Origin of the sequence: Gordonia sp. Swx-4, assembly GCF_030316175.1 — a bacterium.
Taxonomy (GTDB): Bacteria; Actinomycetota; Actinomycetes; order Mycobacteriales; family Mycobacteriaceae; genus Gordonia; species Gordonia alkanivorans.
Genome location: NZ_CP128197.1, coordinates 4,852,699 through 4,871,141, shown reverse-complemented (window position 1 = coordinate 4,871,141; position 18,443 = coordinate 4,852,699). Strand labels below are relative to the sequence as shown.

General features: G+C 68.4%; 15 protein-coding genes. 8 read left to right on the top strand and 7 right to left on the bottom strand.

Going from position 1 to position 18,443, the window contains the following annotated elements; translation table 11 throughout:
• Nucleotides 1-89: 89 nt before the first annotated feature.
• A complete protein-coding gene (locus PWF70_RS22025) occupies nucleotides 90-2,219 on the bottom strand; it encodes an MMPL family transporter (protein WP_006357073.1) in 2,130 nt (709 codons plus the stop codon).
• 233 nt (nucleotides 2,220-2,452) lie between these two features.
• Between PWF70_RS22025 and PWF70_RS22020 the strand changes: the two genes are divergently transcribed.
• Entirely contained in the window at nucleotides 2,453-3,580 is a 1,128-nt protein-coding gene (locus tag PWF70_RS22020) for an NDMA-dependent alcohol dehydrogenase (RefSeq protein ID WP_006357074.1), read from the top strand.
• Between the two features lie 34 nt (nucleotides 3,581-3,614).
• On the opposite strand, the gene PWF70_RS22015 is transcribed toward PWF70_RS22020, so the two are convergent.
• Nucleotides 3,615-4,193 (bottom strand): potassium channel family protein, encoded by a 579-nt coding sequence (locus PWF70_RS22015; protein ID WP_006357075.1) that lies wholly within the window; start codon nucleotides 4,191-4,193, stop codon nucleotides 3,615-3,617.
• A complete protein-coding gene (locus PWF70_RS22010; RefSeq protein WP_006357076.1) occupies nucleotides 4,190-6,181 on the bottom strand; it encodes a M13 family metallopeptidase in 1,992 nt (663 codons plus the stop codon). The genes PWF70_RS22015 and PWF70_RS22010 overlap by 4 nt, the downstream gene beginning before the upstream one ends.
• An 85-nt stretch (nucleotides 6,182-6,266) precedes the next feature.
• Here PWF70_RS22010 and PWF70_RS22005 point away from each other — a divergent pair, with 85 nt between their 5' ends.
• The 3 genes from PWF70_RS22005 (at nucleotide 6,267) to PWF70_RS21995 (ending at nucleotide 9,349) form a co-directional block, all read left to right on the top strand.
• A complete protein-coding gene (locus tag PWF70_RS22005; RefSeq protein ID WP_006357077.1) occupies nucleotides 6,267-7,742 on the top strand; it encodes a dihydrolipoyl dehydrogenase family protein in 1,476 nt (491 codons plus the stop codon).
• Between the two features lie 129 nt (nucleotides 7,743-7,871).
• A complete protein-coding gene (locus tag PWF70_RS22000) occupies nucleotides 7,872-8,633 on the top strand; it encodes a FadR/GntR family transcriptional regulator (protein ID WP_035753749.1) in 762 nt (253 codons plus the stop codon).
• Nucleotides 8,633-9,349 (top strand): sterol desaturase family protein, encoded by a 717-nt coding sequence (locus tag PWF70_RS21995; RefSeq protein ID WP_006357079.1) that lies wholly within the window; start codon nucleotides 8,633-8,635, stop codon nucleotides 9,347-9,349. Before PWF70_RS22000 ends, PWF70_RS21995 begins: the two co-directional genes overlap by 1 nt.
• Before the next feature lie 41 nt (nucleotides 9,350-9,390).
• Here the strand turns inward: PWF70_RS21995 and PWF70_RS21990 are convergent, their stop codons facing one another.
• A complete protein-coding gene (locus tag PWF70_RS21990; RefSeq protein ID WP_006357080.1) occupies nucleotides 9,391-10,152 on the bottom strand; it encodes a pirin family protein in 762 nt (253 codons plus the stop codon).
• A gap of 188 nt (nucleotides 10,153-10,340) precedes the next feature.
• Here PWF70_RS21990 and PWF70_RS21985 point away from each other — a divergent pair, with 188 nt between their 5' ends.
• Nucleotides 10,341-11,978, top strand: coding sequence for an NTF2-like N-terminal transpeptidase domain-containing protein (locus PWF70_RS21985; protein WP_035753751.1), 1,638 nt, complete (start codon nucleotides 10,341-10,343; stop codon nucleotides 11,976-11,978).
• 36 nt (nucleotides 11,979-12,014) lie between these two features.
• Here the strand turns inward: PWF70_RS21985 and PWF70_RS21980 are convergent, their stop codons facing one another.
• Both PWF70_RS21980 and PWF70_RS21975 read right to left on the bottom strand, forming a co-directional pair.
• Nucleotides 12,015-12,464, bottom strand: coding sequence for a DUF3054 domain-containing protein (locus PWF70_RS21980; protein WP_006357082.1), 450 nt, complete (start codon nucleotides 12,462-12,464; stop codon nucleotides 12,015-12,017).
• A gap of 6 nt (nucleotides 12,465-12,470) precedes the next feature.
• The gene (locus tag PWF70_RS21975; protein WP_006357083.1) at nucleotides 12,471-13,628 is read right to left on the bottom strand and encodes a lysylphosphatidylglycerol synthase transmembrane domain-containing protein; all 1,158 of its coding nucleotides are present in this window, start codon (nucleotides 13,626-13,628) and stop codon (nucleotides 12,471-12,473) included.
• A 76-nt stretch (nucleotides 13,629-13,704) separates the two neighbouring features.
• On the opposite strand from PWF70_RS21975, the gene PWF70_RS21970 reads away from it, so the two are divergent.
• From PWF70_RS21970 to PWF70_RS21960, 3 genes are read left to right on the top strand one after another with little or no spacing between them, the layout of a single operon-like run.
• Nucleotides 13,705-14,985 (top strand): AI-2E family transporter, encoded by a 1,281-nt coding sequence (locus tag PWF70_RS21970; protein ID WP_006357084.1) that lies wholly within the window; start codon nucleotides 13,705-13,707, stop codon nucleotides 14,983-14,985.
• Nucleotides 14,982-16,202: a MacS family sensor histidine kinase gene (macS, locus tag PWF70_RS21965; RefSeq protein WP_006357085.1), complete on the top strand. Its 1,221-nt coding sequence runs from the start codon at nucleotides 14,982-14,984 to the stop codon at nucleotides 16,200-16,202. The genes PWF70_RS21970 and macS overlap by 4 nt, the downstream gene beginning before the upstream one ends.
• Nucleotides 16,203-16,236: 34 nt before the next feature.
• Complete coding sequence (locus PWF70_RS21960; protein WP_006357086.1) at nucleotides 16,237-16,932, top strand: response regulator; 696 nt, start codon at nucleotides 16,237-16,239, stop codon at nucleotides 16,930-16,932.
• A 42-nt stretch (nucleotides 16,933-16,974) separates the two neighbouring features.
• Here PWF70_RS21960 and PWF70_RS21955 read toward each other — a convergent pair whose 3' ends face one another.
• Nucleotides 16,975-18,321, bottom strand: coding sequence for an MFS transporter (locus tag PWF70_RS21955; RefSeq protein ID WP_006357087.1), 1,347 nt, complete (start codon nucleotides 18,319-18,321; stop codon nucleotides 16,975-16,977).
• Nucleotides 18,322-18,443: the final 122 nt, after the last annotated feature.

Here is an 18,443-nt window from a genome sequence, read left to right as displayed (position 1 = left end):
AACTGACGGGGAATATGCGAATACCCGACGCTAACCCTTTACTGCGCGAACGGTATCAGGTTCAGCGAATTCGCTTGTCGTGGCTGATGTTACGCCTTGTCGAGGACCGGCTCCCGGGCCGCGTCCGGATCTTGTTTCTTCGTGAGGGCGCTGGGCCACCAGATCTTGCGGCCGATGTCGAGGGTCAGGGCGGGAACCAGGAGCGTGCGCACGATGAGGGTGTCGATGAGGACACCGAACGCGACCAGGAACGCCACCTGTGCGAGGAACAGCAGCGGGATCACGGCGAGTGCCGCGAACGTCGCCGCCAGCACGACACCGGCCGAGGTGATGACACCGCCGGTCGCGGTGAGACCGCGGATCATGCCGATCCGGGTCCCGTGCCGCAGCGCCTCTTCGCGCACCCGGGTCATCAGGAAGATGTTGTAGTCGATGCCGAGCGCCACGAGGAACACGAAGGCGAACAGCGGGACCACCGGATCGGCGCCGGGGAAGCCGAACGGGCCGTTGAACAGCAGCGCCGCCACGCCCAAGGTGGTCGCGAACGACAGCACTGTGGTCGCCAGCAGGATCGCCGGTGCCAGGATGCTGCGGAGCAGCGCGACCAGCACGAGGAACACCACGATCAGGACGATCGGGATGATCAGGTTGCGGTCGTGGATCGACGTCTCGCGGGTGTCGAGATCGATGGCGGTGGTGCCGCCGACCAGCGCGTCGGCGTTCGGGACGGAGTCCACCGCCGATCGGATGTCGGTGACGGTCTCCTGGGCGGCAAGCGACTCCGCGTTGTCGGTCAGCGTCGCGGTGATCGCGACCTTGCCGTCGACGACCTTCGGGGCGTCGCCCTCGGTGATCAGTTCGGCGTTGGCCACGCCGTCGGTCGCACGAACCGCCTCGAGAACCGCGGTTCCGGCGGCCTGATCGGCGATGACGTAGGTGGGCGTGCCGCTGCCGGCGTCGAAGTGCTTCGCCTGGATCTCGGCGCCCTCCACGGACTCGACCGAGCCCATGAAGAAGTCGGTCGAGGCGATGCCGTCGGCCTTGAAGGTGGGGGCGAACGCCGCGCCGATGAGCAGCACGATCAGCGTGCCGGCCCAGATGGCGCGCGGCTTGGAGGCGACGGTGTCCGCGATGCGCTTCCACAGGCGGTGGGTGGCACCGCTGTCGGCCGAGGTCTCGGGGGCGTACTTGGGGCGAAGCGGCCAGAACGCGGAGCGGCCGAGGAGCGCGAGCGCGGCGGGCAGGAAGGTCATCGACGCCAGGAACGATGCGACGATGCCGATCGCGGCGACCGGGCCGAGGCTCTTGTTGGAGTTCAGATCGGACAGCAGCAGACACAGGACACCGGCGATGACTGTTCCCGCCGACGCCGCGACCGGCTCGATCGTGGCGCGCCACGCCTGCCGGAGCGCCGCGTATTTGTCCTCGGTCGCGATCAGTTCCTCGCGATACCGGGACACGAGCAGCAGCGCGTAGTCCGTCGCCGCGCCGAACACCAGGATGAACAGGATGCCCTGGCTCTGACCGTTGAGGTCGAGAACGCCCTGCTTGGTCAGGAAGTAGACGAGCCCCGACGCGAGTCCGAGGGCGAAGACCGCGGAGATGACCACCACGAACGGCAGGATCGGGCTGCGGTAGACGACGATCAGGATCAGGATCACGACGGCGCCCGCGACCAGTAGCAGCAGCCCGTCGATGCCGGCGAAGGCCTCGCCGAGGTCGGCGACCTGGCCCGCTGGGCCGGTGACCGCGACCGTCAGGCCGTCGGGGGCGTTCGCCAGTTTGTCGCGCAGGATCTCGACCGTGTCGGCGGGTTCGCCGGCGCTCTGGATCGGGACGAAGACCTGCGCGGCCTGGCCGTCCTGCGACGGGATGGGCGGGGAGACCGCCGGACCGAAACCGGGCGTGCCGGCCAGGTCGGAGGTGGTGGTGCGCAGGAACTCGAGGTCGCCGGGGGTGATCCCGCTCGAGCGTTCGGCGATGACGATGCCAGGGATCTCGTCGGTGTCCTGGAAGTCGGCCAGAAGGTTCTGAACCTGCGTCGACTCGGCCGAGGCGGGAAGGAACGAGCTGTTGTCGTTGCTCGCGACGCTCGCGAGCTTGCCGGCGAAGGGTCCCGTGATCCCGCCGACGATCAGCCAGGCGAGGAGTAGGAGCGCGGGGATCAGCCAGCGGAGCTTGCGGGTGGGACGGGGACTCGAAACGGTCTTGTCCGGCATGGGGCCATCGTTCCATGTGTTGCTCTCACGTGCCGACAAGGGGCTCGAGGACGGTCGCATGCAACCGATTCGACGCCGAGCACGTGCCGGATGGCCGCCGCGCAAACACACGGCACGGATCGCGTGAAATGGCTGCGGCAACCGAGTGCGTGGACCAACATGTGAGCTACGTCGCGTAAGTAGACGGCGATATCTGACGCCCTGTCTCGGGGCGGCACGAGCGAGGAGTACATGTGAAGACCAAGGGTGCAGTTCTCCGGAATCCGGGTGAGAAGTGGCAGATCGAGGAATTCGAGCTCGGCGACCCGGTGGCAGGCGAAGTCCAGGTGAAGCTCGTCAGCTCGGGTCTCTGCCACAGCGATCATCACCTCCGCACCGGTGACAGTCCGGCACCGATGCCGGTGCTGGGAGGTCACGAAGGTGCCGGTGTGGTGACCAAGGTCGGCCCGGGCGTCTCGAACTTCAAGGAAGGCGACCACGTCGTGACCGCGTTCATCCCGGCGTGCGGCACCTGCGAACCCTGTTCGCGGGGCCAGCAGAACATCTGCGACGAGGGTGCGCGTCTGCTGACCGGCCTCGCGATTTCCGACGACACGAACCGCGCGCACACACACGACGGGCTCCCGCTCGTGCAGATGTGCATGCTCGGCACCTTCGCGCCGTACATCACCGTCAACCAGGCATCGGTGGTGAAGATCGAGGACGACATCCCGCTCCAGGCCGCGGCACTCCTCGGATGCGGTGTGGCGACCGGTTGGGGATCGGCGGTCGAGATCGGTGGCACCCACGCCGGCGACACCGTGATCGTCGTCGGCATCGGCGGTGTCGGCATCAACGCGATCCAGGGTGCGGCCGCCGCCGGCGCCCGGCACGTGATCGCCGTCGACCCGGTGCCGTTCAAGCTGCAGATGGCCGAGAAACTCGGTGCGACACACACCTTCCCGTCGATGGAGGCGGCACTCGAGGCGATCGGCGACATCACCTGGGGCAAGATGGCCAACACCACCATCCTCACCGTCGGTGAGATCGACGGCTCGATGATCGCGCCCGCTCTGGCCCTCACCGGCAAGGGCGGACAGGTCGTCGTCGTGGGTATGGGCAACTTCCAGGCGATGGACGCCCAGATGAACCTGTTCGACCTCACGCTCATGCAGAAGCGGGTGCAGGGTGCGATCTTCGGCGGCGCGAGCCCGCGGACCCAGGTCCCGGCCCTGCTCAACGAATACCGCGCGGGCAAACTCAACCTCGACGACCTGGTGACCAACACCTACCGGCTCGACCAGATCAACGAGGCCTACGACGACATGCTGGCGGGCAACAACATTCGCGGCATGATCGTCTACGGGGAAGACGACTACTGATCGCTCCGACGACACGCGAATCGACGACGCCAGGTCACCCCGCGGTGGCCTGGCGTCGCTGATTGATCAGCAGGTTGAGGAATCGCAACCCCAGGCCGAGGAGCACCAGGGTGCTGGCCATCTGGATCGACACCGCTACCCGGGCGCCCTGTGAATCCGCGGCGATGTCGCCGAAGCCCGTCGTGGTGAACACCGTCAGGCAGAAATACAGGGCGTCCACGCGGGTGAGGTACTCGTTGAAGCTGCCCGGATCGTATTCGGAGAACAGGTAGTACGTGGCGGCGAAGGCGACGACATAAAAGGTCGCCAGGGCGACCAACATCTCCATCGCGGTCGCGATCGGATGGATCGACCGGGCGAACCTGCGGACCTCCCAGACGCAGAACGACACGAGCAGGGTCGCGCCGAGCAGCATGCCGAGGACGTTGAGGTCGCTGTTCTTGTTGATCGGCAGCAGAAAGTACCCGGCCAGCAGCACGACGGCGGCGCCGATGGGCCGGAGGAGCGCGACCGTCAGCTCGCGGCCCTTCGCCAGGACGAGGGCATCCCGCGACCCCGGTACCGGCGGCGGGGCGCCGTCATGCGGGCCGCGGGCGCCGGATGCCTCGCTCACCAGATCCGAACCCGCTGCTCTTGTTCGAGATACAGGTCGTCGCCGGGCTTCACGTCGAAGGCCTCGTAGAACGCATCCATGTTGCGCACGACGCCGTTGCAGCGGAACTCCGGCGGCGAATGCGGATCGATGGACAGGCGGCGGATCGCCTCGGCGTCGCGGGTCTTGGTGCGCCAGATCTGCGCCCAGCTGAAGAAGACTCGCTGCGTACCCGTCAGCCCGTCGATCACCGGGGGTTCGGTGCCTTCATTGGCGATCTCATAGGCAACCAGCGCGATCGACAGCCCGCCGAGGTCGCCGATGTTCTCACCGATGGTGAAGTCGCCGTTGACCTTGTGCTCCGGGTCGAGGCCCGTCGGGGTGAACTCGCCGTACTGATCGATGAGTTTACGTGTGCGGGAGGAGAACTCGGTGCGGTCGAGGTCCGTCCACCAGTCGACGAGGTTTCCGTCGCCGTCGTACTTCGCGCCCTGGTCGTCGAACCCGTGGCCGATCTCGTGGCCGATGACCGCGCCGATGCCGCCGTAGTTGACCGCGTCGTCGGCCTCGGGATCGAAGAACGGCGGCTGCAGGATGGCCGCGGGGAAGACGATCTCGTTCATGCCCGGGTTGTAGTAGGCGTTGACCGTCTGCGGGGTCATGAACCATTCGTCGTGATCGACCGGTCCGCCGATCTTGGCGAACTCGCGGTCCTGCTCGAACGACGATGCGCGCGCGACGTTCCCGATGAGATCGCCACGGTCGACGCTCAGTGCGCTGTAGTCGCGCCACTTGGCCGGGTAGCCGATCTTCGGGGTGAACTTCTCGAGTTTCGCGAGGGCCTTCTCCCGGGTGTCCGGGGTCATCCACGGGAGTTCGGAGATGTTGCGGCGATAAGCCTTCACCAGGTTGGCGATCAACTCGTCCATCCGGGCCTTGGCCTCCGGCGGGAAGTGTTTGGCCACATAGAGTTTGCCGACCGCGAAGCCCATCGCGCCCTCGACGAACCCGACGCCGCGCTTCCAGCGGTCGCGGATGGTCTCCGCGCCGGTCAGCGTGCGGCCGTAGAAATCGAAGTTCTCGTCGACGAAGTCCGACGACAGGTACGACGCCGCGGAGCGGAGGAGGCGCCACGTCAGCCAGGTCTTCCACTCGTCCAGCGGACGCGAGGCGATGAGTGCCGACGCCCCGGACACGAACGAGGGTTGGGCGACGACGACCTCGGCGAAGGTCGGATCACCAGTGGTGCCCAGGCCGCCCAACCACTCGCCGATCGGGAAACCGTCTGCGGCGGATGAGAATTCGTCCAGCGTCATCAGGTTGTAGGTGAGTTCGGCGTCGCGGCGCTTCACCACGTCCCAGTGCTCGGCCGCGATGGCGGTCTCGAGGTCGAGGATGGTGGCGGCGCGGGTGGCCGCATCGTCGAACCCGGCGAGGGCGAACATCCGCTCCACATGCGCCATGTAGGCGGTGCGGGTCTCCGCGTGCTTGTCCTCGCGGTAGTACGACTCGTCGGGCAAGCCGAGCCCGGACTGGGTGACGTGCACCAGATAGCGGTCGGACTTCTTGGCGTCGGTGTCGACGTAGTAGCCGAACAGTCCGCCGGCGCCGTGACGCTGGAGCCGGCCGATGCGCCGGGCGAGTGCGTCCACCGAGTCGATGGCGGCGATCTTCTCGAGCTCGCCGGTGATCGGGCCGATGCCGAGCGCCTCGATGTGGTCGGTGTCCATGAACGACGCGTAGAGGTCGCCGATCTTCTGTGCGTCGGAGCCGCTCGCGGGGCTCGACTTCGCACACTCGGTGATGATGTCGCGAACGTTCTCCTCGGAGTTGTCGCGCAGCACGTGGAACGCTCCGTCGACGGAACGGTCGTCGGGGATGACGTGCGACTCCAACCACTTGCCGTTGACGTGGGCGAACAGATCGTCCTGGATGCGGACGGAATCGTCGACCCACTCGAGGTCGAGTCCGGACTTGAGATCGGTATTCGAAGCAGTCACGCGCTCCATCCTGTCACCGGATGGGCGATCCGTCAGCAGCGTTCGGTACCGGCGAAATCGCGCGAGGTCCCGCGCAGGTCCCTACGGTGGATCCATGGTGGGAGAAACCAGCTACGACGTCGTCGTGATCGGCGGCGGGCCGGTGGGCGAGAACGCCGCAGACTATGCGATACGGGGCAGCGATCGCACCGCCGCGATCGTCGAACACGAACTGCTGGGCGGGGAGTGCTCCTACTGGGCGTGCATGCCGTCCAAGGCGCTGCTCGGCCCCGGGAACGCTCTCGGCGAGGCGCGATCGCTGGGCGGATCCCGGGAACGGGCGTCGGCGTCGAACCCGGAACCCTCCGGCGTGCTCGAGTGGCGCGACACGGTCACCGGCCGGCTGGACGACAGCTCGGCACATCGGGGCGGGGCGACGCACGACGACGCCGGTCAGGTGCGGTGGGCCAACGGTGCCGGTATCGAGGTGATCCGCGGCCATGGCCGGCTCGTCGGCGAGAAGCAGGTCCGAGTCGGTGACCAACTGCTGACCGCGCGCGAGGCGGTGGTCATCGCCACCGGAAGCACCGCCTCCGTCCCGCCGATCCCGGGACTGCGCGAGGCGCTGCCGTGGACGTCGCGCGACGCGACCAACATCCTCGAGATCCCGGAGCGGGTGGTGGTGCTCGGCGGCGGGGTCGTGGCCTGCGAGGCCGCGACGTGGCTGCTCGACCTCGGCGTGCGCGGCCTCGTGATGGCGATCCGCGGGGACCGGCTGCTGCCACGGATGGAACCCTTTGCCGGAGAACGGGTTGCCGACGCGCTGCGGGCGCGCGGCGCCGACCTCCGCTTCGGGACGACGATCGAGGCGGTCGACCGGCCCGATGCCACTGGCTCGGGATACGGGCGACTGCACGGCGGCCCGGCGGTCGTCCGGCTCACCGGCGACGGTGCGGGTGAGCTCACCGTCGACGAGATCCTGGTTGCGGCCGGACGGTCGCCGGCGACAACCGATGTGGGTCTCGACGCGCTCGGACTGACGGCCGAGGGGCCGCTGGGGGTCGACGATCACCTCACCGTGCCGGGCCACCCCTGGCTCTACTCGGTCGGAGATGTCAACGGCCGCAATGCGCTGACCCACATGGGTAAGTATCAGGCGCGGGTCGCCGGTGACGTCATCGCCGCGCGGGCCGAGGGCCGGGAACTCGACGACATCAGGTACGTCGCCGGTTCCGACCATGCCGCGGTGCCGCAGGTGGTGTTCACCCGACCGGAGATCTCGTCGGTCGGGCTGACCCGGGAGCAGGCCGCCGACGCCGGGATCGACGTGCGGGTCGCCGAGGGTGAGATCTCGGTGGCCGGGTCGTATCTGCTGGGGCCGGACTACTCGGGGTACGCGTCCGTGGTCGTCGACGCGACGCGGGATGTCCTCCTCGGCGCGACCTTCGTCGGACCGCAGACCGGTGAACTCGTGCACTCGGCGACGGTCGCGATCGTCGGAGAGGTTCCGCTTGCGCGGTTGTGGCACGCGGTCCCGTCGTATCCGACGGTCAGCGAGGTGTGGCTGCGGCTCCTCGATCAGCTGCGCTGACCTCGCAGAATCGCGACTTCATCACGGATTCGCGACGTCGAGACAGCGCGGCCACGTGCAGCGCTTCCGACCAGGCGAAATTGGTCTGACCACTTGACCACCTGACCGAGCGTGGTTACCGTCACACGTATGCCCTTCGAGCCGGTGACCCAGCAGAGCGCACCCGAGATCGTCTTCGACCAGATCGTCGAAGGCGTGCTGTCCGGCGATCTGGCTGCCGGCGAGGCGCTCCCCAGCGAGCGGGAACTGGCGCGGATGCTGGGGGTCTCCCGGCCGACGGTGCGCGAGGCTCTCAAGCGAGTCGCAGCGGCCGGCCTGGTCACCATCCGCCAGGGCGACGGCGCGCGCATCCAGGACATCGCCCGCACGGGCGGACTCGACCTGCTGCCGAGGCTGCTCCTCCGCGGCGGGGCGCTCGTGCCCGGCGTCGCGCGGTCGATCATCGAGGCGCGTGCCGCCGTCGGACCGGAGGTCGCCCGCCTCGCGGCGCGGCGTGCCACCGACAACGATCTCGTCGCGATCAGAGCGGTCCTCGATCATCTCGCCGCCGAGTCGGACCCGATCGGCCAGCAGGTCGCCGCCCTCGAGTTCTGGAGCGCCGTTGTCGACGCGGGCGACTCGATCGCCTTCCGGCTCATGTACAACTCGCTGCGCGCCGCCTACGAGCCCGCTGTCCCCGCTCTCGCCGGGGTCCTGGAACCCGAGGTCGGGAACATCGAGGGCTACCGGGCGCTCGTCGACACCATCGCCGCGCACGAACCCGAACGGGCCGAGGTCGCGGCCAGAGCTCTGCTCGAACCCGCGACGGCGACTCTGCTCGCAGTGTGCGAGGCACTCGAGAACGCCGAGACCGACCAGAAAACCGACACCAAACAGGGAGAGGGACACTGATGTCCGCCGACGAGATCGACATCCGGGCACGCCGACAGGTGGCCGCCGAGGAACGACGCATGCGATCGCGGCACTCGATGTCGTTGCGCGACGCCTTCGCCGAGTTCCTCAGGCACCCGTCGCCGTGGATCATGGCGGCTTTCCTCGTCGCCGCGCTGGTGGCACGAGTGTGGTTGGGCGGCTGGGGTCTCGCCGACCTGATCGTCCCCGTCGTCATGGTCGCGAGCTTCCCGCTGGTGGAGTGGCTGATCCACGTGTTCGTCCTGCATTGGCGCCCCAAGCGGCTGGGGCCGATCACCATCGATCCGCTCGTCTCGCGCAAACACCGGGAGCATCATCACAACCCCCGCAACATCCCGCTCATCTTCATCCCATGGCAGGTGCTGATCGTCGTGATCGTCGCCGCGCTCGTCGTCGGACTGCTGGTCTTCACCAGCGTCGAGCGGGGACTCACGTTCCTCGTCGTACTTCCGGCGATCGGCCTGGTCTACGAGTGGACGCACTACCTGATCCACTCCGACTACCGGCCGCGACACGCGTTCTACCGCCGACTCTGGCGCAACCACCGGTTCCACCACTACCGCAACGAGCACTACTGGTTCACGGTCACCACCGCCGGGACCGCCGACCGGTTGCTCCGGACCTACCCCGACCCGGACACCGTTGAGAAGTCGCCGACGGCGAAGGATCTGCACGCGCTGTCGCGGACGGAGTAGGACAGGGCTTCGACACGGCTCGTCGCAAGCTCCTCGCCCACTCAGCCGGCGGAGGAACCCCCGAGCCCTGTCGCCATCGACCAGACGAGGATCTCGGCGCCGGCGCCGGAGGTGATCGACATCAGTTCGGCGTCGACGGCGCGCACGGCGTCCCCGGCGTTCAAGGCGGCGGATTCCCCCTCGACGGTGGCCTCTGCCTGGCCCTCGACAACGAACAGGTGTGTGAAGCGGGCAGTCGGGAGTTCGACCGTCCCGCCGGGGCTCAGCCGAGCGGCAAAGAGGGTGGCGCCGGCGTTGGCGACCGAGATCGCGGCCCCACGGTCGGGGTCACCGGAGGCGACCGGGACCAGCTCGCCGGCCGCCAGTCGGTCGGCGACGTCGGCCTGGTCGTAGGACGGAGCGAGTCCATGCCGGTCGGGCATGAGCCACATCTGCACGTAGCGCACCGGTTCGGTCCCGGAACCCGGTAGCCCGGGCCAGGAGTCGTTGCGCTCGGAGTGTTCGACGCCGGTGCCGGCACTCATCCGTTGCACGAGACCCGGATAGAGCACGCCCGAGTGCCCGGCCGAATCGCGGTGCACGAGCGTCCCGGAGACCACCCAGGTGACGATCTCGCTCTCCTGATGGTGGTGGAGTTCGAAGCCCTCGCCGGGCGCCACCTGTTCGTCGTTGAACGCGAGGAGGGCGCCGAAGTGGGTGTTGTCGGGATCATAGTGATCGCCGAAGGAGAACCCATGCCGCGAGGTGAGCCAGTCGGTCGTCGTGACCATGCGATCGTCGCCGGGGATCACCGTGAAAGCCATGGGTCCATCATCGCAGTCGGACGACTCGGGCCGGGGTCCGGTTTGCCGCGGTTTCGTGAACGGAACCACCCCCGGCCGTCAGCTGTGGCGCGAAGATTGCGGGACGAGACGCGTTCGTGACCGGCTTGATTCCCGAATGGAAGCTGGGAGCGTCGATTTCGAGTGTTACAAGAGTGAAAATTGTCGTCATGAAGATCTGGGTCAAGCGCGCAACGTCCGCCGCTTGTGCCGCGGTCGCCTGTGCCGTCGTTGTGAGCTCCTGTTCGCTCACCGGAACGTCCAACACCGGTGCCGCCGCCGCCATCGACGCTTTCGCCACCGCGCTGAGCCGCCAGGACGCCGGCGGTGCCGCGCAGTTCACGACGGCCCCTGGTCAAGCCGGTGAGAGTCTGACCACGACGCTGAAAGAGATGTCGGCACAACGGATCGACGTCGACATCGAGAAACCCGTCGAGTACAGCGACGGCACCGCGACCTTCGCCCTGACCACCAAGTGGAACTGGGACAAGGGGCGCGTCTACGAGGCGAACAGCGAGGGAACCGCGCGGAAGCTGTCGTCCGGGTGGAAGGTCACCTGGGATCCGGCGGTCCTGCATCCCGGCCTCGGTGCCGGCGGCCACCTCCGCGAGATCCGCACCGACGCGACACCCGCGCCGTCGGTGCGCAGCTGGTCGGGCAAGGTCTTCATGTACCTCCAGCCGGTCAACGAAATCGTCATCGACCCTGCACAAACCCGCGATCTGGCGGCCACGACGCGAGCGCTGGCCGGCGTGATCGCGCCGATCGCGCCGCTGATCACCCCCGCGGTCATCGGCGAGAAGCTGGCCGAGACGCCGGGTAAGCCGGTCATCGCCGTCACGCTGCGCGATCCCGACATGCAGGTTCTCGCCGGCGACCCCGGGCGGGTGCCCGGTGTGAGCGTCAACCGCACGGACAAACTCGTGATGGCCGACCGTCGGTTGTCGTCGCCGCTCGAGGACGGCCTGACCAACTACTGGCAGGCGATCCGCGATGCCACGGCCGGCTGGCAGGTCGAGATGGTCAACCCGGGCCTCCGGCCGCGCCGCCTCGCCGGTGAACAGGGGCCGCCCGGACCGGATGTGTTGTCGACCGTCGATCAGGGTGTGCAGCTGACCCTCGGCGACGCTGCGGTCGAGGTGGGGCAGCCGGCCACGATCCTGACCCTCGACGCGCAGAGCGGCGCCATCCTGGGCATGGCGCAGAACACCTATGCGGTCGAGCGTGGCATCGAGATCGATCGGGCCTACCCGGTCGGCTCGACGCTGAACCCGGTCTTCGACGAGGTCGGGCGCATCGCCGGGCCGCAACCCGAGAAGGCGGAGACGTTGCTCGACCGCCTCGGTCTCGGTGTCCAGTTCACTGTGCCGGGGGCCAGTGTTCCCACGCCGGGCCAGCCCGGGATCGCGACCATCGGCTACCGCCCGGGCCAGACCAACATGTCGATGACCAACATGGGTGCGTTCGGCGTCGCACTGGCACGCGCCGCGGCGGGACAGCCGTCATCGGTGGCGCCGTTCGTCCTGAAGAACGTGCCCACCAAGGTCGCCGGTGGTGAGCTCGGCGGCCTCGACCCCGCGCTCGTCGGTCCGATCCTGAAGGCGATGACCACCACCGCGGCCACCGGAGACGCCAGCGACCTCACCCGTGCACCCGGCTTGAAGGCGCTCGTCGGGACCAACGGCCCGGAAGGCCCCGGCTGGTTCGTCGGTGTCCAGGGCGGTCAGGTCGTCGTGATCTACACCGAGGGGCCGAAGTCGGGCACCGCTGCGCTCCAGGTGGCGCAGAAGTACTTCACCATCAAGTAGGCGCGAACACCGGCAGTCCGAGACGCCGGCGAGGGGTCAGCGGGTGGCGGCGCGGCGGCCCAGGTAGGCGAAGACCGCGCGCCACCCGAGCAGGAACAGCGCCAGCGTCACGGTCGCGACGATGACGAAGCTGACCGCCACACCCTGGCTGAGGATGAACCGCAGGATCATCGCGACGGTCACCGTGCAGAACCAGATGACGATCCCGACCGGCACGACGCGGTCGGGCCGGAAGTCGTGGCCGAAGAAGTCGCTGGACCGCACGTGGGCGTACACGTAGGTGATCGACCAGCCGGCCGCACATCCGACCAGGAACGGCCACAGCGTGTGCAGGAAGGCGGCCGGTGCGTACCCCTCTTCGTGGCTGGCCCGGCCGATCACCACGAAGATCGTGATGGCCACCGCGTCGAACAGGGCGGCGACCGGTCCGGTCGCGGTCCCCCGCACCGGCGAGGTCCCCTCCTCGGCGGGGTTCGGGATCGACATGGTGGATTACCGTACCGGGTCCGGCGGCGGATCAGTGTCGGACCCTTGACCGGGTTCCGTACCGGAGGAGTCCTCGCGCGCGGCCGCGTCGACGTCGCGCTCCACCTCGTCGATGAAGGTGTCGTCGCGCCTGATCCGGTTGCGGAACATGAGCGCGATGACGACCCAGCCGACCGCCGCGACGAACACGTAGCTGATGATGCGGTAGATCAGGACGGCGGTGATCGCGTCGGCGGCGGGCATCCCGGCACTGGTGAGGGCCGGGACCAGCACGGCGTCGACTACCCCGATCCCGCCCGGGAGCAGCGGGATCGCCGTACCGACGGCCTTGCCCGCCGCGTAGGCGACCATCAGTCCCGCGATGCTCGGATGTGCGTCGACGGCCCAGCAGGCGAACATCAGACAGGCGACGTCGGCGACCCAGTTGAACAGGCTCCAACCGAAAGCGATGGAGGTGTCGCGCTTGGTGAGCTGGACCGCCCGGAGCTGTTCCAGCAGCTCGAGGAGCTTCTCGGTGCCGTGATCGTCGGGCTTGTTGCGGATCTGGTTGGTCCACCCCAGCATCCGGATGCCGGTGCTCTTCAACGATTCGGGATGGCTCGCGAGGTACTGCAGGACGACGGCGACGGCGAGCAGCCCGGCCACCGAGAAGACGACCGAGAACGGGCTGGTCTTGGCGCCGGCGAGCAGTGCGCCGCCGAAGCCGAGAACCGCGAGTCCGACACCCGCGAGCAGACCCGACATCACGACCTGCCACGACGCGACGACCGGGGTCGCGCCCCACTTGCGGGTCTCGCGGTAGGTGAAGGCCGGGGCGAGCACCTGGCCGCCCGGCATCGTCTGGCTCAGCGAGTTGGCGGCGAGGATGACCGAGAGCGACTTCCACTGCGTCACCCGGACGCCGGCCGAGCGCAACAGCGCACGCTGGACCTGAGCAAAGCTGTCCATCGACAGCATCGCGGCCACGACGCAGGCGAACACCCAGTGCCATTTGATCTCGCCGATGCGTAGCCACGCGCCCTTCAACTCGGGCCAGATCAGCACGATCTCGACACCGAGGATCACCAGGACGACGGCAAGGAGGACCCAGCGCACCCACCAGAAGCGGGGACGGGAGGCGGGGCGGGCGGTCACGTCCCCCGGCGAGCCAACATCCTCCGACATAGGTGACACCCTAGGCCAGGGTGTACTCCAGCATGTCCACCACCGTCGGGTGACTCCACTGTCTACTGTTGCTCTCGTGAGCGAAGCCGAACCGGCCGGTCGGCCGTCCGTTGCCCCCGACCTCGCGTCCCTCGACCGTGCCAGGGTCCACCCGCAGGTGCGGGCCGCCGCGGAATGGGCGTGGCGACTGCTCCTGCTCCTCGTCACCGCTTACGTCGCCGCGAAGCTGTTCGTGGAGTTCGAAGAGGTCCTGGTCCCGGTCGCGCTGGCGATCCTCGTGGCGGCGATGCTCGTGCCCGCGGTCGACGCCCTCGACCGTCGCGGGGTGCCGCGATCGCTGGCGGTGCTCCTCAACATCCTCCTGGCCCTGGGCTTCATCGCCGGGGTCATGACCTTCGTGGTGCGCGAGTTCATGCGCGGCGTCCCGCAGTTGGTCGAAGAGGTCAGCGCCACCGTGGAACGCACCAAGTCGTGGTTGATCGAGGGGCCGCTCGATCTCGACCCCGAGCAGGTTCGCAACGCGGGCACCGACATCCTCGACTTCCTGCAGCACAACCAGGACCGGGTCACCAGCGGTGCGCTCGCGACCGCCACCACGGCGAGCGAGATCATCACCGGTGCTCTGCTCACCCTCTTCCTCCTCATCTTCTTCCTCTACGGCGGCGGCCAGATCTGGCGGTTCTCGACCGGCGTCGTGCCCGACGGAAGTCGCGATCGGGTGTGGCGAGCGGGGATCGCCGGGTTCGGAACGCTCGTCGGCTATGTCCGGGCAACGGTCGCCGTGGCCTTCGTCGATGCCTGTGGAATCGGCGTCGGCCTCGCGATCCTCCAGGTGCCGCTCGCGCTTCCGCTGGCGTCGCTGGTGTTCCTGGGAGCGTTCATCCCGATCGTCGGTGCGCTGCTGAGCGGTTCGCTGGCCGTGCTGGTCGCCCTGATCACCCAGGGCTGGATCGCGGCGGTCGTGGCACTCGCGATCGTGGTCGGCGTGATGCAGCTCGAAAGCCATGTGCTGCAGCCGTTCCTGCTGGGCCGTTCGGTCCGGTTGCATCCGGTCGCGGTGGTCCTGGGCATCGCCGCGGGCCTGGTCTCGGCGGGGATCATCGGCGGCTTGCTGGCGGTGCCGCTGATCGCCTTCCTCAACACCGCGATTCGGCACCTGAAGGGCACCTCGGACGCCCACGCCGCTTCCGAGGCGGTCACCGGCGGGTACGTCGCCGAACCCAGTGAACCCGTGTGGGACACCGCCGATCCCGATGCGACCGCGGACGTGCTGGCCGAAGGCGGGACGACGGCGGACGGAGAGACCCCGAAATCGGCCGAGCCCGAGTCGAAACCGCAGGACCCCGGGACGTCATGAGCGCGCAGCCGTCGGCGCGGTGGGTCGCGCAGATGCGGGACACCGAGGCGGGCCGGTTGGCCCGCGCCGCCGACGTCGATCCGGTCGGCCCACTATGGCGTGGTGCGCAGATCTTCCGGCTCCTGTCCTATCTCTACGCGCTCGGCTTCCAGCTGGCGATCAACGACGACCTGGAACATCGGGCCGTCGCGTGGGCGCTCTTCGGTCTGCTGACCGTCTGGACGGCGGTCAGCGGCGTCGGGTACTTCGTCGGCTTCGCCCGCAACCGCTACTGGGTGAGCGTCGAGGTCGTCGTAGTCTGCGGCCTGATGCTGTCCACCTCGTATGTCGCCGACGCCGATTGGGCGTGGAACAACCAGACCTGGCCGACGACGCTGTGGGCCACCAACGCGGTCATCTCGGTGGCGATCCTGTCGGGACCGGTCGGCGGGATCGTCGCCGGACTCGTCGTCGGGGGAACGAGCACGTTCGTCAAGGGCGAGCTGAACCTGAACTTCGGACGCAACGCCACGATCATCGTGATCGTCGCGACCGGTATGGCAGTGGGGCTGGCCGCGGCGAATGCCCGGCGCTCCCATGAGAAGCTCTCGGCGGCAGCACGAATCGCGGCGGCAGCCGAGGAACGCGAACGCCTGTCGCGCGAGGTGCACGACGGAGTGTTACAGGTGCTCGCACTCATCGCCCGGCGCGGACGTGAGATCGGCGGGCCCACCGCAGAACTGGCTTCGCTCGCCGCCGAACAGGAACGGGCTCTGCGCCGATTGATCTCCGACGGCGACGCGAGCCCGGAATCCGTGCTCGACGGCGCAGGAGGAACCGCCGACGTCGACCTCGCGGCCGCCCTGCGGGTCTTCGCCGACGACCGGGTCTCGGTGAGCGCACCCGCCGACCCCGTTCCGGTACCGGCTCACATCGGGCAGGAGATCCGCGCCGCGGTGGTCAACGCCCTCGACAACACCCACCACCACGCGGGTCCCGGAGCGCGGGCCTACATCCTGGTGGAGGATCTCGGGGACGACGTGGTGGTGAGTGTGCGCGACGACGGCGTCGGGATCGGTGAGGGCCGGTTGGCGCAAGCGGTGTCGCAAGGCCGTCTCGGTGTCGCGAAATCCATTGTCGGACGGATCGAGTCGCTGGGTGGCAGGGTCGTCCTCGACACCGAACCCGGTGGCGGGACCGAGTGGGAGTTCACCGTTCCGCGGCAGTTGGGCCGGTAGGACCGAGGGTCGGCGGGACTGATGGGAGAGACGGATGGGCACGGTCGAATCGGAGGGTGGGCGCATGGTGGACGGTGAGGCCGGACGGCTGCGGATCATGGTCGTCGACGATCACCCGATCTGGCGCGACGCGGTCGCCCGAGATCTCGCCGACGAGGGCTTCGACGTGGTCGCCACCGCCGACGGGGTGGCCAGTGCGGGCCGACGTGCCGCCGCGGTCACGCCGGACGTCGTGCTGATGGACATGCAACTCCCCGACGGCTCCGGCGCCGATGCGACCGCGGAGGTGCTCGAGGTCTCGCCGCGCACCCGCATCCTCGTGCTGTCGGCCTCCGGGGAGCGCGACGACGTTCTCGAGGCCGTGAAGGCCGGGGCGAGTGGATATCTCGTGAAGTCGTCATCACGCGAGGAGCTGGTGTCCGCGGTCCGTGCGACCGCCGACGGACAGGCGGTCTTCACACCCGGACTCGCCGGCCTCGTCCTCGGCGAGTACCGCCGGATGTCGCAGCAGCCGGATGCCTCCCCGGCGACGCCGGTCCTGACCGAGCGGGAGACCGAGGTTCTACGACTCGTGGCGAAAGGGTTGAGCGCCAAACAGATCGCCCGGCGATTGTCCCTCAGCCACCGCACGGTCGAGAACCACGTCCAGGCCACGCTCCGTAAACTGCAGTTGGGCAATCGGGTGGAGCTGACCCGCTACGTCATCGAGCACGGCCTGGAGGAGGACTGAGTCCTCGTCCAGACCGTCCGTCGAACCTGTTGTGCCTGGCGACTATTCGGTGGCAGCGAGCGCGGTCGGCAGGACCGGCGTCGGCGGCGCCTCCCTCGGTGTGACCACCAGCAGCGTGGCCGCCGCGCCGGCCAGCGCGATGCCGGCAAACAGGTAGAACGCCGTGCCCGACGAGATCCCGGCGCCGATCAGCAGACCGCCGACGGCCGGACCGACGATCCCACCCAGGCGGCCGAAGCCGGCGCACCAGGCGACACCCGCGCCGCGGGCCTCGGTCGGATAGAAGTTCGACACGAAACCGTAGATCAGCACCTGGGTTCCGATGGTGCCCGTGCCGGCGACCGCGACAGCGGCGAGCAGGATCGGCAGCGGCAGACCGAAGGTCAGGCACACGAGCGCAAAGGTGGCCAGGCAGAACGATGTCGCGACCACCTGCTGCGGGCCGCGGCGATCGGCGAACCGGGCGGCGATCAGGCCGCCGACGATGGCGCCGCCGTTGAGGACCAGCAGGAACGACAGCGATCCCTTCGCATCGAATCCGTTCGCCTTCATGATCTGCGGAAGCCAGGTGTTCAGGCCGTAGGTCAAGAGCAGTCCGACGAAGCTCATCATTCCCAGAAGCATTGTGGGAACAGCGAATCGGCGCGTGGCGAGGGCGGCGAAGCCGAGTTTCGCGGGCACGGATTCCGGCGCGATGCCGAGATGGCGTGCGCGCAGATCGACGGGAATACCGGTGTGCGTACTGATCCGACGGGCCTCTTCGTACCGTCCGCGTGCCGCGAGCCACTGCGGGGACTCGGGCATCTTGAGCACCGCCAGCGGAAGGAGCGTGACGAGGGGCAGTGCTCCGATCCAGAACAGACCGCGCCACCCGATGTGATCGGCGAGCAGCATCGCCAGCACCGAGGCGAGGACACCGCCCGCCGGGACCCCGCTGTAGACCATGGCGTTGAACAGGTTTCGCTTGGAGGTCGGCGCGAACTCGGCGACCATCGCCCCCGCGGTCGCGACCAGGCCGCCGATGCCGATACCGGTGAGACAGCGCAGGATTCCGAACGAGACGAGGTCGGTCGCGAGCGCGGTGAACGCCATGCCGACCGAGAACCACACGATGTTGAACAACATCATCCGGCGCCGGCCGACCCGGTCGCCGAACGCTCCGGCCGCCAGGGCGCCGATCATCACGCCGACGAGGGCGTAGGAACCGAGAGCGCCGGCGGTGGCCGGGGTGAGACTGCCCAGTTGTCCCGGGTCCTCGAGCAGCGTGGGCAGGACCGTGCCGTAGACGACGAGGTCGTAGCCGTCGAAGACGATCGCGACGGCGGCGAGGGTGACGATCCAGAGCACACTGCGACGGTGCTCCGGAGACGTCCAGGTCGAAGAGTCCATGCGGGCTGTACCTCCAGCGTTGGTGGGCTGGAAGACATCATGCGTCAGGTGTGGGCACAGTCACATCGGGGCAATGTCCAGTCCTGACCAATCCGCGATTGATCCACGCCGACACCGGATCC

Coding starts and splice junctions, on each gene's coding strand:
- PWF70_RS22005 (WP_006357077.1), top strand. CDS start 6,267: ATGGTGGGAGAAACCAGCTACGACGTCGTCGTGATCGGCGGCGGGCCG.
- PWF70_RS21975 (WP_006357083.1), bottom strand. CDS start 13,628: ATGTCGGAGGATGTTGGCTCGCCGGGGGACGTGACCGCCCGCCCCGCC.
- PWF70_RS21955 (WP_006357087.1), bottom strand. CDS start 18,321: ATGGACTCTTCGACCTGGACGTCTCCGGAGCACCGTCGCAGTGTGCTC.
- macS (WP_006357085.1), top strand. CDS start 14,982: ATGAGCGCGCAGCCGTCGGCGCGGTGGGTCGCGCAGATGCGGGACACC.
- PWF70_RS22010 (WP_006357076.1), bottom strand. CDS start 6,181: ATGGAGCGCGTGACTGCTTCGAATACCGATCTCAAGTCCGGACTCGAC.
- PWF70_RS21980 (WP_006357082.1), bottom strand. CDS start 12,464: ATGTCGATCCCGAACCCCGCCGAGGAGGGGACCTCGCCGGTGCGGGGG.
- PWF70_RS22025 (WP_006357073.1), bottom strand. CDS start 2,219: ATGCCGGACAAGACCGTTTCGAGTCCCCGTCCCACCCGCAAGCTCCGC.
- PWF70_RS21960 (WP_006357086.1), top strand. CDS start 16,237: ATGGGCACGGTCGAATCGGAGGGTGGGCGCATGGTGGACGGTGAGGCC.
- PWF70_RS22000 (WP_035753749.1), top strand. CDS start 7,872: ATGCCCTTCGAGCCGGTGACCCAGCAGAGCGCACCCGAGATCGTCTTC.
- PWF70_RS21995 (WP_006357079.1), top strand. CDS start 8,633: ATGTCCGCCGACGAGATCGACATCCGGGCACGCCGACAGGTGGCCGCC.
- PWF70_RS21985 (WP_035753751.1), top strand. CDS start 10,341: ATGAAGATCTGGGTCAAGCGCGCAACGTCCGCCGCTTGTGCCGCGGTC.
- PWF70_RS21990 (WP_006357080.1), bottom strand. CDS start 10,152: ATGGCTTTCACGGTGATCCCCGGCGACGATCGCATGGTCACGACGACC.